This is a genomic window from Ewingella sp. AOP8-B2-18 (assembly GCF_052376015.1).
GTDB lineage: Bacteria > Pseudomonadota > Gammaproteobacteria > Enterobacterales > Enterobacteriaceae > Ewingella > Ewingella allii.
The window spans coordinates 442,859-456,095 of the sequence record NZ_JBQSVB010000001.1 but is presented as its reverse complement, the minus strand read 5'-3'; the positions used below and the strand labels follow the sequence as shown (position 1 = coordinate 456,095).

10 protein-coding genes are annotated in these 13,237 nt (G+C 55.5%); 3 read left to right on the top strand and 7 right to left on the bottom strand.

Annotated elements, in window-relative coordinates:
- Positions 1-2 precede the first annotated feature (2 nt).
- From betA to betI, 3 genes are read right to left on the bottom strand one after another with little or no spacing between them, the layout of a single operon-like run.
- Positions 3-1,688, bottom strand: a complete 1,686-nt coding sequence (betA, locus tag ACT3RR_RS02195; RefSeq protein WP_353501485.1) for a choline dehydrogenase — start codon at positions 1,686-1,688, stop codon at positions 3-5.
- Between the two features lie 24 nt (positions 1,689-1,712).
- Positions 1,713-3,185 carry a betaine-aldehyde dehydrogenase gene (gene betB / locus ACT3RR_RS02190; protein ID WP_353501484.1) on the bottom strand — a complete coding sequence of 491 codons (1,473 nt, stop codon included), beginning with the start codon at positions 3,183-3,185 and terminating at the stop codon, positions 1,713-1,715.
- A 33-nt stretch (positions 3,186-3,218) separates the two neighbouring features.
- On the bottom strand, positions 3,219-3,818 hold the full coding sequence (gene betI, locus ACT3RR_RS02185) for a transcriptional regulator BetI (protein ID WP_353501483.1): 600 nt from the start codon (positions 3,816-3,818) through the stop codon (positions 3,219-3,221).
- A 236-nt stretch (positions 3,819-4,054) separates the two neighbouring features.
- On the opposite strand from betI, the gene ACT3RR_RS02180 reads away from it, so the two are divergent.
- Positions 4,055-6,112: a choline transporter gene (locus tag ACT3RR_RS02180; protein ID WP_353501482.1), complete on the top strand. Its 2,058-nt coding sequence runs from the start codon at positions 4,055-4,057 to the stop codon at positions 6,110-6,112.
- A 79-nt stretch (positions 6,113-6,191) separates the two neighbouring features.
- On the opposite strand, the gene ACT3RR_RS02175 is transcribed toward ACT3RR_RS02180, so the two are convergent.
- Positions 6,192-7,070 (bottom strand): alpha/beta fold hydrolase, encoded by an 879-nt coding sequence (locus ACT3RR_RS02175; protein ID WP_353501481.1) that lies wholly within the window; start codon positions 7,068-7,070, stop codon positions 6,192-6,194.
- Positions 7,071-7,258: 188 nt separating this feature from the next.
- Between ACT3RR_RS02175 and leuC the strand changes: the two genes are divergently transcribed.
- Both leuC and leuD read left to right on the top strand, forming a co-directional pair.
- Entirely contained in the window at positions 7,259-8,668 is a 1,410-nt protein-coding gene (gene leuC / locus ACT3RR_RS02170) for a 3-isopropylmalate dehydratase large subunit (protein ID WP_496199642.1), read from the top strand.
- 10 nt (positions 8,669-8,678) lie between these two features.
- Positions 8,679-9,287, top strand: a complete 609-nt coding sequence (gene leuD, locus ACT3RR_RS02165; protein WP_353501479.1) for a 3-isopropylmalate dehydratase small subunit — start codon at positions 8,679-8,681, stop codon at positions 9,285-9,287.
- A gap of 78 nt (positions 9,288-9,365) precedes the next feature.
- Here leuD and ACT3RR_RS02160 read toward each other — a convergent pair whose 3' ends face one another.
- From ACT3RR_RS02160 to eptB, 3 genes are read right to left on the bottom strand one after another with little or no spacing between them, the layout of a single operon-like run.
- Positions 9,366-10,280, bottom strand: coding sequence for a LysR substrate-binding domain-containing protein (locus ACT3RR_RS02160; RefSeq protein WP_485902770.1), 915 nt, complete (start codon positions 10,278-10,280; stop codon positions 9,366-9,368).
- The gene (locus ACT3RR_RS02155) at positions 10,277-11,404 is read right to left on the bottom strand and encodes an endonuclease/exonuclease/phosphatase family protein (protein ID WP_485902772.1); all 1,128 of its coding nucleotides are present in this window, start codon (positions 11,402-11,404) and stop codon (positions 10,277-10,279) included. Before ACT3RR_RS02155 ends, ACT3RR_RS02160 begins: the two co-directional genes overlap by 4 nt.
- A 6-nt stretch (positions 11,405-11,410) precedes the next feature.
- On the bottom strand, positions 11,411-13,078 hold the full coding sequence (gene eptB / locus ACT3RR_RS02150; protein WP_496199641.1) for a kdo(2)-lipid A phosphoethanolamine 7''-transferase: 1,668 nt from the start codon (positions 13,076-13,078) through the stop codon (positions 11,411-11,413).
- Positions 13,079-13,237: the final 159 nt, after the last annotated feature.

Genomic DNA, 13,237 nt, shown 5'->3' with positions numbered 1-13,237 from the left:
TATCAGAGTAATGGTTTAGCCGCTTCTTTTCTTACCGGCGCGCCGTTGGCCTGATAATAATCCGCCGTGCTCTTCGGCAAGGCTTCGCGTCCACGGATCTTATCAGCGATTTTCTCGGCGATCATGATGGTGGTCGCATTCAGGTTACCAGTGATGATTTGCGGCATGATTGACGCATCCACCACGCGCAGGCCTTGCATACCGTGCACGCGCCCCTGCCCGTCTACCACGGCCATCTCGTCGCTACCCATTTTGCATGAACAAGATGGGTGGAACGCCGTCTCGGCATGTTCACGGATAAAGGCGTCGAGCTGCTCGTCGGTCTGAACATCTGCGCCCGGACTGATTTCTCGGCCACGGTACGGGTCCAGCGCTGGCTGGGCCATGATCTCACGGGTGATACGGATCGCATCGCGGAACTCGTGCCAATCCTGCTCGCTCGACATGTAGTTGAACAGAATGCTCGGGTGCTGGCGCGGATCTTTCGACTTCACCTGCACGCGGCCGCGACTTGGCGAGCGCATTGAGCCAACGTGAGCCTGGAAGCCGTGCTCGTTCACCGCGTTGCTGCCGTTGTAGTTAATGGCAACTGGCAGGAAGTGGTACTGAATGTTCGGCCACTCAAACTCTTCGCGGCTGCGGATAAAGCCGCCGGCCTCAAACTGATTGCTGGCACCCACGCCAGTACCGTTGAACAGCCACTCGGCACCGATTTTCGGCTGGTTGAACCATTGCAGCGCCGGATAGAGTGACACCGGCTGAGTACAGCTGTACTGCAAGTACATTTCCAGATGGTCCTGCAAGTTCTCGCCAACGCCCGGCAAGTCATGCACCACAGGAATATCCAGACTATTTAACAGTTCGGACGGGCCGACGCCGGAGCGTTGCAGAATCTGTGGAGAAGCAATCGCCCCGCCGCACAGCAGCACTTCGCGTTTGGCTTTCGCCGTTTTGGCATTGTACTCGTCGCCTTTGAAGTAGCTCACGCCCACGGCGCGCTTGCCTTCAAATAGAATCTTGTCGGTCATCGCATGAGTGACAATCGTCAGGTTAGCGCGCGATTTCGCCTGATCCAAATAACCCCGCGCGGTACTGGCGCGGCGGCCTTTTGGCGTCACTGTGCGATCCATCGGGCCGAAGCCTTCCTGCTGATGGCCGTTCAAGTCGTCGGTGCGCGGATAACCGGCCTGCACGCCTGCTTCAATCATGGCGTGGAACAGCGGATTATTGCCATTCTTCGGCGTCGCAACGCTCACCGGACCATCGCCGCCGTGGAAATCGTTCGGCCCGATGTCGCGAGTTTCAGCTTTGCGGAAGTACGGCAGGCAGTCGAGGTAGCTCCAGTCTTCCAGACCCGGCGCTTTCGCCCAGTTGTCGAAGTCCATCGCGTTACCACGGATGTAGCACATACCGTTAATCAGCGACGAGCCGCCCAGCCCTTTACCACGGCCACACTCCATGCGGCGGTTGTTCATAAATGGCTCTGGGTCAGTTTCGTAGGCCCAGTTGTAACGCTTCCCCTGTAGCGGGAAAGCCAGCGCCGCAGGCATCTGCGTGCGGAAATCCAGACGATAATCTGGGCCGCCCGCCTCCAGCAGCAGCACGTTGACGCTGCTGTCTTCGGTTAAACGGGTCGCTAATACGTTGCCGGCTGAACCGGCACCAATGATGATGTAATCGTAATCCATTCAATTCTCCTATGCGGTGGCGGATTAAAAGACCGAACTGTATTCGCCCAGCTCAACCTGCACGGATTTAATCTGAGTGTAATGCTCAAGGGTGCTCACGCCGTTTTCGCGGCCTACGCCAGAGTGCTTGTAGCCCCCCACTGGCATGGCAGCGTCAGACTCGCCCCAGGTGTTGATCCAGCAGATACCGGCTTCCAACTGGTGGATAACGCGGTGTGCGGTGTTCAGATCCTGTGTCACCAGGCCCGCTGCCAGACCGTATTCGGTATCGTTGGCGCGGCGCACCACTTCTTCTTCGCTCTCGTAAGACAAAATGCTCATTACCGGCCCGAAGATCTCTTCGCGGACGATTTTCATGTCGTCTTTACAGTCGGTGAATACCGTCGGTGCGACGTAAGCGCCCTTGGCGTAATCGCCGATGATGATGCGCTCGCCGCCCGCTAACAGACGCGCGCCTTCGCTTTTGCCGCTTTCGATGTAGCGCAGCACGGATTCCATGTGTGCGAAGCTGACCAGTGGCCCGAAGTTGACGTTTTCGTCAGTCGGGTCGCCGAGGCGAATACGCTGTACGCGCTCCAGAATTTTGGCTTCGAACTCAGCTTTGCGGGTTGCGGGCACAAACACGCGGGTGCCGTTGGTGCAGACCTGACCTGAGCTGTAGAAGTTCGCCATCATGGCGATATCTGCGGCTTTATCGAGATCAGCGTCTGGGAAGATGATCAGCGGAGATTTACCCCCCAGCTCCATGGTCACGTCTTTCAGCGTGGAGGCCGATGCGCTGGCCATCACTTTCTTGCCGGTCGCTACGCCGCCGGTGAAGGAGACTTTAGCGATGTGCGGATGGTCGGTCAGGGCCTGGCCGACGCTCGCGCCGCTGCCGGTTACCACGTTAAACACGCCATTCGGCACGCCCGCTTCGGTGAAGATTTCAGCCAGTTTCAGCGCGGTCAGCGAAGTCACTTCGCTCGGTTTGAAAATCATCGCGTTACCCGCAGCCAGCGCCGGAGCAGACTTCCACAGTGCGATTTGAATCGGGTAGTTCCATGCGCCAATGCCTGCCACTACGCCCAGCGGCTCGCGGCGGGTGTAGACGAAGGAAGAGTCGCGCAGTGGGATCTGCTGGCCTTCGAGCGCAGGGATAAGCCCGGCGTAGTACTCCAGCACGTCAGCGCCAGTGACGATATCCACGGCGGTGGTTTCAGACAGCGGCTTACCGGTGTCTGCGGTTTCGATAGCTGCCAGCTCGTCATTCCGCTCGCGCAGAATATCCACTGCACGACGTAAAATGCGCGAACGCTGCATCGCGGTCATTGCTGCCCACTCTTTCTGGCCTTTAATCGCCGCGTTAACTGCCAGATCAACGTCTTCGGCAGTCGCGTTTGGCAAGGTGGCAATGACTTCGCCATTGGCCGGGTTGATGGCGTCAAACGTCTCGTTGCCGGTGCTTTCCTGATAGCGTCCATCGATATACAGTTTTTGTGTGCCGTAGCGGGACATAATTAACTTCTCCTCGGTCAGTGCGGTCTGAATTTAGGCCTTCGGCGCGGGGGCCGAAATTTGTGATTCAATGAAGCGATAAGTAATTTGTAGCGCTTCTTCGCGGTTAAACGGCTTGCCACTCAGGGCTGACCTCAACCACAGGCCGTCGATTAATCCGGCCATACCTTTCGCGGCAACGCGCGCCGCGTCTTTCGGTAAAAACCGCCTAAACTCAGAACATAAATTTGAATAGAGTCGGCGACTGTTCACTTGCTGTAGGCGGTGCAACTGCGGGTGATGCATGCTGCTGGCCCAAAAAGCCAGCCAGGTTTTCATCGCCGCGCCATTGGTCTGGCTGTCGTCGAAGTTGGCCTGAGCAATTGCGTGCAAACGTGCCGTTGGTGCGTCGTCGTCCAGCTGCGCCAGTCGCGCCTGCACCCCTTCCCCCAAATGACTGAGCAAATAACGCATGGTGGCTTCCAGCAGACCATTCTTGTCACGGAAATAGTGACTGATGATGCCGTTGGACACGCCAGCGCGGCGGGCAATTTGCGAAATCGATGCTTCATGCATCCCCACTTCGTTCACTGCTGCCAGCGTTGCCTCAATCAATTGCTGCCGTCTAATTGGCTGCATTCCTACTTTGGGCATGGGTACAACTCCTGAAAAATCGGTCTTCCGAAACCTATTTTTTAACCATGATTTCGGACGTTCTTAACCTTGTTGCTGACTCTATTTAACTTTTTTTTGATTGAACGTTCAATCAAAAATGCATATATTTTATTACCAATACGTTAGTAATTTGTATGAGAAATGCATTATAAATGGATGAAGTAACCTGCTAACTATCTGAAAATAAGTTCATTAATAACCTAACAGGGGAAACGATGGCTGCTGTCGATACGACGGATAAACTGTCCGAGAAACCACGGGATAAATTGAACGGCGTGGTGTTTTTCACGTCCGCCGGTTTAATTTTAGCCTTCACGCTGATGTCTATTTTTTATACCGAATTGTCGGGGAAATGGCTCAGTAGTGCACTGAATTGGGTATCAGCAACTTTCGGCTGGTATTACATGTTGGCTGCTACGCTGTACATCGTGTTTGTAGTGTTCATTGCCTGTTCGCGCTTCGGCTCGATTAAACTCGGCCCTGAACAATCCAAACCCGAATTCAGCATGATGAGTTGGGCTGCGATGCTGTTCGCCGCCGGGATAGGCATCGACCTGATGTTCTTCTCCGTGGCCGAGCCGGTAACGCAATATATGTTGCCGCCGGAAGGTCAGGGCCAGACGCTGGAAGCTGCGCGTCAGGCGATGACCTGGACGCTGTTCCACTACGGCCTGACCGGCTGGTCAATGTACGCGCTGATGGGCATCGCGCTGGCTTACTTTAGTTATCGCTACAACCTGCCGCTGACCATTCGTTCTGCGCTATATCCAATCTTCGGCAAGCGCATTAATGGTCCCATCGGCCACAGCGTGGATATCGCGGCGGTGGTCGGCACCATCTTTGGTATCGCCACCACGCTGGGTATCGGCGTGGTGCAGCTGAACTACGGCCTCAACGTGCTGTTCAAAATCCCGGAAAACCTGACGGTGCAGGCCTCGCTTATCCTGCTGTCGGTGATTATGGCGACAGTCTCTGTGACCTCTGGCGTGAACAAAGGTATTCGAATTCTGTCCGAGCTGAACGTGCTGCTGGCGCTGGGTCTGATCCTGTTCCTGTTGTTCTTCGGTAATACCGAATTCTTGCTTAACGCGCTGGTGCTCAACATTGGTGATTACATCAACCGCTTTATGGGCATGACCCTCAACACCTTTGCCTTTGACCGTCCAACCCAGTGGATGAATAGCTGGACGCTGTTCTTCTGGGCATGGTGGGTTGCCTGGTCGCCGTTTGTTGGCCTGTTCCTGGCGCGTATCTCACGCGGCCGTACCATCCGTGAGTTCGTGCTGGGTACCTTGATCATTCCGTTTGTGTTTACCCTGCTGTGGTTGTCGATTTTCGGTAACAGCGCGCTGTACCAAATCATTCACGGTAATCTGGGCTTCGCCAATGAAGTGATCGCCCACCCTGAGCGCGGCGTTTACAGCCTGCTGGCGCAGTATCCGGGCTTTACCCTGAGTGCTTCGGTTGCCACCATTACCGGCCTGCTGTTCTACGTGACGTCGGCGGATTCCGGCTCTCTGGTGCTGGGTAACTTCACCTCGAAGCTGGCGGACATCAACAACGATGCCCCGAACTGGTTACGCATTTTCTGGTCAGTCACCATCGGCGTGTTAACGCTGGGCATGTTGATGACCGACGGCGTCTCAGCGCTGCAAAACGCCACGGTTATCATGGGTTTGCCGTTTAGCTTCGTTATCTTCTTCATCATGGCCGGTTTGTATAAATCGCTGCGGCTGGAAGATTATCGCCGCGCCAGTACCCAGCAGTCTCTGGCCCCGATTGCGGTCAGCGGCGGCGACGCGGTGCTTAACTGGAAACAGCGTTTATCACGCGTGATGAACTATCCGGGTACCACCCATACGCAGAAAATGATGGATAACGTCTGCCGTCCGGCAATGCTGGACGTGGCTCAAGAGCTGGAGCTGCGCGGTGCCAAAGTCGAGTTCAGCGAGCATGAGCCGGAGGACGATGAGAAAATCAACCATCTCGAGCTTATCGTGGCGCTGGGCGAAGAGCAGAACTTTGTCTATCAGATCTGGCCTGTGCGCTATGCCGTTCCGGCGTTTACCTATCGCGCTCGTGCGGGTAAATCGCACTACTACCGTCTGGAAACCTTCCTGCTGGAAGGTACGCAGGGTAATGACCTGATGGACTTCACCAAGCATCAGGTGATCAATGACATTCTGGATCAGTACGAACGTCATCTGAACTTCCTGCACATTAATCGCGAAGCGCCGGGCAACACCCTGACCTTCCCTGAGCAGACGATTTAATCCTCAATCGCTCCGTTAGTACGATAATAAAAACCCGCCTCGGCGGGTTTTTTGTTGGCTATTCAAAAACCTGCTCCGTTTATTGGCGCAAGAAAGGCAAAACCTTCTCCAGCAGAAGCTCCGGCTGTTCTTCTGCAATGTAGTGTCCACAGGGCAGCGCCTCGCCTGTTACCTGTTCAGCCACCTTCGCCCATTCCTCCAGCGGCTTAAAACATTTGCCGACGGTGCCCTGCTCGCCCCACAGGATCAACAGCGGACATTGCACTTTGCGAGACGCCTCGAGATCAATCTGGTCGTGTTGCAGGTCAATCGACGCCGAGGCTCGATAGTCCTCGCAAATCCCACGCGCCGTGCCATCAAGTTGCAGACAGCGCAAATAATCTGCGTATGCTTCGTCGGTGAAGGGCTGCATACCGGCGCTGCGGCTACCCATTACGCTGCGCAGGTACAGGTCAGCATCATGAGAGATTAAGGCTTCAGGGAGCGGCGCGGGGCGAATCAGGAAGAACCAATGCCAGTAGGCGCGAGCAAATTCTTCATTGGTTTGCTGGTACATGGATAGCGTCGGCGCGATATCCATCAGCACCATGCGTTTTACGGCCTGCGGGTGGTCGAGGGCCAGACGGTGCGCCACGCGAGCGCCGCGGTCATGGGCTATCACGCTAAATTGCTTGAAGCCCAGCGCTAGCATCAGCTCGTACTGGTCCTGCGCCATTTCGCGCTTGCTGTAGAGATAATGGTCGGCGTCCGGCTCAGGTTTGCCACTGTCGCCGTAGCCGCGTAAATCGGCTAGTACCACTGTGTATTGTGAAGTCAGGTACGGCGCGATTTTATGCCAAATGGCCTGCGTTTGCGGGTGTCCGTGCAGCAGTAGCAAGGGTTCGCCTTGACCGGCTATTCGATAGGCAATGTCAGTTCCATTAACGGCAATCCGACCTTGGGTAAAATGTTCAAGCATGGGTTTTCTCCTTTTTTACCCATCTTAGTCTTTGCCCCGTTGGCAACAAGCTCACAACTGGAGATCGGCTATTCACGGATCGTGTTTTGAAGCACCACGCTTAGGCCATTGCTCGGACACCTGGAAGTTGCGACGCTGGGTTATCCACTGAGTTTCTCAGGGCAATAATAGTTTCTCAGGACAATAAAATGAAACCAAGAACGCTATATGAAAAGCATATCGACAGTCACAGCGTGCGCACGCTGGATAACAAAGGCCACGTGCTGCTTTACATCGACCGTCAGGTGATTAACGAGTACACCAGCCCGCAGGCCTTTAGCGGGCTGCGTGACGCCGGGCGCCGCGTGTGGCGGCCTGAGACGTCTCTCGCGGTAGTTGACCACGTCAACCCAACTGCGCCAGTGCGTACCCGCCAAATGCCGGACGCGGGCGGAGCGCGGCAGGTCTCCTATTTGGCGGAAAACTGCCAAGAGTTTGGCATTGAGCTGTTTGATATTTTAGACAAACGTCAGGGCATTGAGCACGTGGTGGCGCCTGAACAGGGCTTTATCTTGCCGGGCATGGTTATCGCCGCCGGAGACAGCCACACCACTACCTATGGCGCGCTGGGCGCGTTTGGTTTCGGCATCGGCACCTCAGAAATTGAACACCTGCTGGCGACCCAAACCTTGGTGTACAAAAAGCTGAAAACAATGCGCGTGACGGTCAACGGTAAGCTGGCAAACGGCATTACCGCCAAAGACGTGGTGATGGCGCTGGTGGCGAAAATCGGCGCGGCGGGTGCGACCGGCTACGCCATTGAGTTCTGCGGCGAAGGCATCGACATGCTCAGCGTCGAGGGGCGGATGACCATCTGCAATATGGCGGTCGAGGCCGGTGCGCGTGGCGCATTTATGGCACCAGACGAAAAGGTCTTCGAGTATTTGAAAGACAAACCGCGCGCGCCGAAAGGCCAGCAGTGGCTCGACGCCGTTGCCCTGTGGAAGAAAGAGTTACACAGCGACGCCGACGCCGTGTTTGACCGCGAAGTGGAACTCAGCGCCGCTGAGATTGCCCCGATGGTGAGCTGGGGAACCAGCCCGGATCAGGCTCTGGCGATTAACGGCCAAGTGCCGGACCCGTCAGCCGAGCCGGATGCTTCTCGCCGCAAAGATTTGCAGCGTGCCCTGAACTACATGGGCCTGCGCGCAGGTCAGCCGCTCAATAGCATCAATATCAGCCACGCCTTTATAGGCTCCTGTACCAATGCGCGTATTGAAGATTTGCGCGCGGCGGCGGAGGTGGTTCGCGGTAAAAGCGTGGCAGCGACAGTGCGGGCAATGATTGTCCCCGGCTCTAGCCAAGTGCGGGCGCAGGCCGAAGCAGAAGGCTTGGCCGAGATCTTTATTCAGGCCGGTTTCGAGTGGCGCCAGTCAGGCTGCTCAATGTGTCTGGCGATGAACGACGACGTGCTGTCACCGGGCGATCGCTGCGCGTCGAGCACCAACCGTAACTTTGAAGGTCGTCAGGGTGCCGGAGCCCGTACCCATCTGATGAGCCCGGCGATGGTCGCCGCCGCCGCCATTCGCGGCCATCTGACCGACGTTCGCGAAGTGTGAGGAGAGAACCATGCAAGCTTTTAACGTATTAACCGCCGTTGCCGCCCCGCTTACCGCGGCCAACGTCGATACCGACGTGATCATGCCAAAGCAGTTTCTGAAAGGCATTGACCGTAATGGCTTAGATAAAGGCGTGTTCTTTGATTTGCGCTTTTTGACCGACGGCGCGCCGGACCCGGCGTTTATTCTCAATCAGCCTGAGTGGCAGTCGGCCAAGTTTCTGGTAGTTGGGCCAAACTTTGGCTGTGGCTCAAGCCGCGAGCACGCGGTGTGGGGGCTGAAACAGCTGGGCATTCGGGCGCTGATTGGCACCACCTTCGCCGGGATCTTCTTCGACAACTGCCAGCGTAACGGCGTGCTGACCGTGCAACTTTCGCCCGAGCAGTGGTCCAAAATCGCGGAACGGGTCGCACAGCCGCAGACCAATGAGATCACCGTTGACCTGCCTGAGCAGAAAATTAGCCTGAGCAACGGCGAGCTGATTGATTTCACTATTGATGAGCTGAGTAAACTGTCACTGCTCAACGGTCTCGATGCTATCGGCAATACCCTGCGCTACAGCGACGACATTCGCCAGTTCCAGCAGAGGCATTTGCAAAACAATCCGTGGTTGGCGTGAAGCACTCTCGGTGAGTGTTAAGTTCTTAATGTTGAATGTTGAATTAAGCAGGTGATTTGCGCCGTGACGATCGCGGCGCTAGCCGAGCAGCTGACTGAATCTTTGCTGGAAGAATTCGACACAGACCCGCAGCTTGGCGGACTCCGCCAAACGCGTCGGATAGACCGCCCACACGCTGGCAGGCTGCGAGTAAGCCGGTAAAACCTGCACCAGCTCGCCACTGTCGAGGTAGGGCTGGACGTCCCACTGCGAGCGCAGAATGATGCCGTGGTGTTTCAACGCCCATTGCAGCACCACTTCGCCACTGTTCGACGAGAGCGCCCCTTTAACGCGAATGCGCTGCTCTTCGCCCTCTGCCGTCACTGACCAGATGCCAAAGGGGTTATCCCGCTCTTTGAGCACCAGACACTGATGTTCGGTTAAATCCTCCAACGACTCCGGCACGCCGTGGGCCTGGAGATAGTCAGGCGAGGCGCAAAGAATGCGCTGATGCTGGGCTAACTTTTTGCCAATGTGCTGCTCGGGGATGTCGTCTCCGACTAGAATTTCCAGATCCACGCCTTCGGCCACTAGATCAATCACCCGATCGTACAGGTCGAGGCGCAAATTAAGCTGCGGATAGTGTTCCGCCAGCTCCGCCACGGCGGGCGCGACGTGGCAGCGGCCAAAGCCAAACGAGCTGCAAATATGCACATTGCCACGCGGTTCGGTGCGAGAGTCGGACAGGTCGCCGATAAACTGGTCGAAGTTATCCAGGATTTGCAGTGCCCAGCGCTGGGCGCGCTCCCCTTCCTCGGTCAGGCGAATGCCACGCGTGGATCGGTGCAGCAGGCGCGCACTCAGCGCCTCTTCAAGGATCTGAATTCGCTTACTGACGTAGGCGGGAGACTGCCCTAGCTCGGTGGCGGCAGCGGCAAAGCTTTGCTTATTCACTACCGCCAGAAAGACTCGCAGGTCTTCCGCTAAGGGCAATCTGTCGCGTTCGCTGGTCACGAGGAGAGCCCAAAATCGGGCTGAGGCTGCCCATTAAGGTGCTCGGCGTGGTGGACATCGCGGCTTTTAACACCGGCGTTATCCATTTTTTCGCGTGCTTCCTGAATGTCGCCGCTGTCGATTTGCAGCTTCTCCTGATCTTTCCCCTGCTCCGGCGTTAATGCCAGTTCCACCATAATCGGGAAGTGATCGGAACCCATCGCCTCGAGGCGTTGAAGGTCAATCAGGGTGAACTCTTTACTGTGGAAAACGTGGTCCAGCGGCCAGCGCAGGAAGGGATAGCTAGCATGAAAGGTGTTGTACATGCCGCGCCCGCGACGGGGGTCAAGCAGGCCGCTAACCTTCATAAACAGCCGCGTGGTGCGCGACCAGGCCACGTCGTTCAGGTCGCCGGTCACAATGGTCGGGTAGCTGGCGCGTGAAGCCGTGTGGCCCACCGCCACCAGTTCGGCATCGCGATTGGTGGATTCATCATCTTCGGTCGGGCTTGGCGGCATCGGGTGCAGGCAGTGCAGCACCACCTGATGACCAGAGGTTAATTCAGCGCGGAAATGCATTGAAGGGATACCTTCAGCCACTAAATACTGAATTTTCGCGTCAAACAACGGCAAGCGAGAATAGACGTGCATGCCGTAGAGGTTATCCAGCGGGCATTTGATGCTGTGCGGATAGTCACCTTCCAGCGGCGACATCTGCTGTTCCCACCACAGGTCGGTTTCCAACAGCACCAGAATGTCCGGGCGGTTTTTCTCGACTATTTCCAATAGTTTGGCGCTGTTGCGGTTGGTCATTAACACATTACAGTTAATGATTTTGATGCGCGGATGGCCATTCGGCACGGTTTTCTTCACCTGCACCGGATAGAGTCGGGTGTAAGGCAATATCCACCATGCCTGATAAACCATACAGGCCAGCGACAGCAGGATAATGAGCGTGGCGAGTGGGCCCCCAAATGGCAAAACCCACAGTTCGGTGAGTAAAAACAGCAATGACAAGGTTGCCATTTGCAGTCGCGGGAAGTCCCAAACTCTCACCCACCAGCGTTGATTCTTCGACAACGGCAGTAACGTCAGCAGTGCCATAATAACGGTCAGCACGCTGACGATAATTCGCAGTGAATCCATTGATGCTTAGCCCTTCCCGTCTGCCACATGACACCAGTTGCGCTGCTCGACAATCCCGCCATTTGGCGAGGTGTAGCCGATACAGCCTAAAATCGAATCAAACAGCTTTTCATGGAACACCGGCGTTTTATCTGCCGCCAGCTTTTGCAGCTGGTCGAAACCGGCACGGTTGTGGTCATCAGACAGGAACTTGTCAGAAGCCCACACCATAATCGGCACCGTACGTTGCTCTATTGGCGCGTGGTCACGCGGTGTACCGTGGAAATGCATGCTTTTTGAAATAGATTCGCCGTGGTCAGAAGCATAAAACACGATGGCGTTCTTGTCTCGCAGTTGATTAAACACCTGCTCGAGGAAGTAGTCGGTATACAACAGCGAGTTATCGTAAGCGTTAATCATCTCTTGCGTCGAGCAGGAGTCATCAATGCCCATACACTCAGGCTGATATTTGGCGAAAGAGCGCGGGTAACGGTCGGAATAGAGATAATGCGAACCTTTGGTGTGCAGAATGATCAGATGCTGGCCCTGCGGATAATGGTCCATCGAGTCCTTCATCTCATCCACCAGCAGCATGTCGTCCACAGGCTTACCGGCGTTGCGCTTTTCAGAGGCAATGTTTTCACGCAGCGAGTAGTCGTTGACGCGGGTCTTGTTGTAGAACCACGCCTCACTCTGCATAGAGTAAAGCTCAGAACTCCAGCCATTGCTCTTCAGCACGGAGAAGACGTTGGCCTCTTTCAGCGTACGCTGCGGCGCTTCGGACGCCCCGCCTTCGCGCACAAACATGCAGCGCAGCGAGAGTTTGGTGGCGGTATCGCACGAGTAGCCCTGAAGCACGGCAAGGTTCTTCTCTTTGCTCAGATTCGGCGTGTTGTCACGGTCATAGCCATAGACGCCCATGTGGTCGCGGCGGGCGCTTTCACCAATCACAAACACCACGTACAGGTCTTTGACATCTTTTGGCGGTGTATAAGTGAAATGCTTGGCGGGGTCGAACAGGTTTTTGGTGTCTTCGGCCTGGCTGTAAGAGCTATAAACAAACAGCCCAAAGGCCGACAGCCAGTTTGACGGCGAGTAAGTCCCGGCCACTACGCCGTCATAACTTGCCATCATGCGGTTGTTCATCACATCATGCTTGTCCTGCACTTTACCCATCAGGCGCAGCGGCAGATAGCACATTAATCCCGCCGCAATCAGCAGCACGACCTTCTTCAACACGCCTTTAGGGCGAGTCTCTTTGAGAGCCGATCCCGGCATCTTGCTCGCCCACAGCAGTACCAGCGGCAGCAGGCTGAACAGCACCACCCAACCAGCGAAATGGGTACCAATCGACTCTTTCGACAGGTCGATGGAATCAGACGCCAGCGCGGCCGCCAAAATGCCGTAACCAATATCGACATTAAACAGGATCATGTAATAACTGGCGGCGACGGACGACACCACAATCACGCTGAGCAGCACGCGGAATACGGTTTTACCTGTAAAGGAGAGCAATTGAGTCAGGAAGTAAACCAGCGCGAAACACGCCACCATTTCGACGGCAATGGATAGCACATTGTCGTAATGGAGTTGGCCAAAGCGTCGGAAGAAAATAGGAAGGTTAAGTAGTATCCCCAGGTATAGCGCAATAAACAGTGAAATTTTCTGTTGCGAAAGAGAACGTAGTTTTTGCATCAGTCTGTGAAGCTCTTTTTAGATAATCAAATGCGTATGCTGCCCGCGCGTGCCGAAGTGAAGAGTAAAAATGACGCGTTAGAGTGCACTTCGATAACTAAATCTGACCGGCAAAAAATGCTTTTAGTTCAGATTCAATCATTTCAGTGAATGTAATAA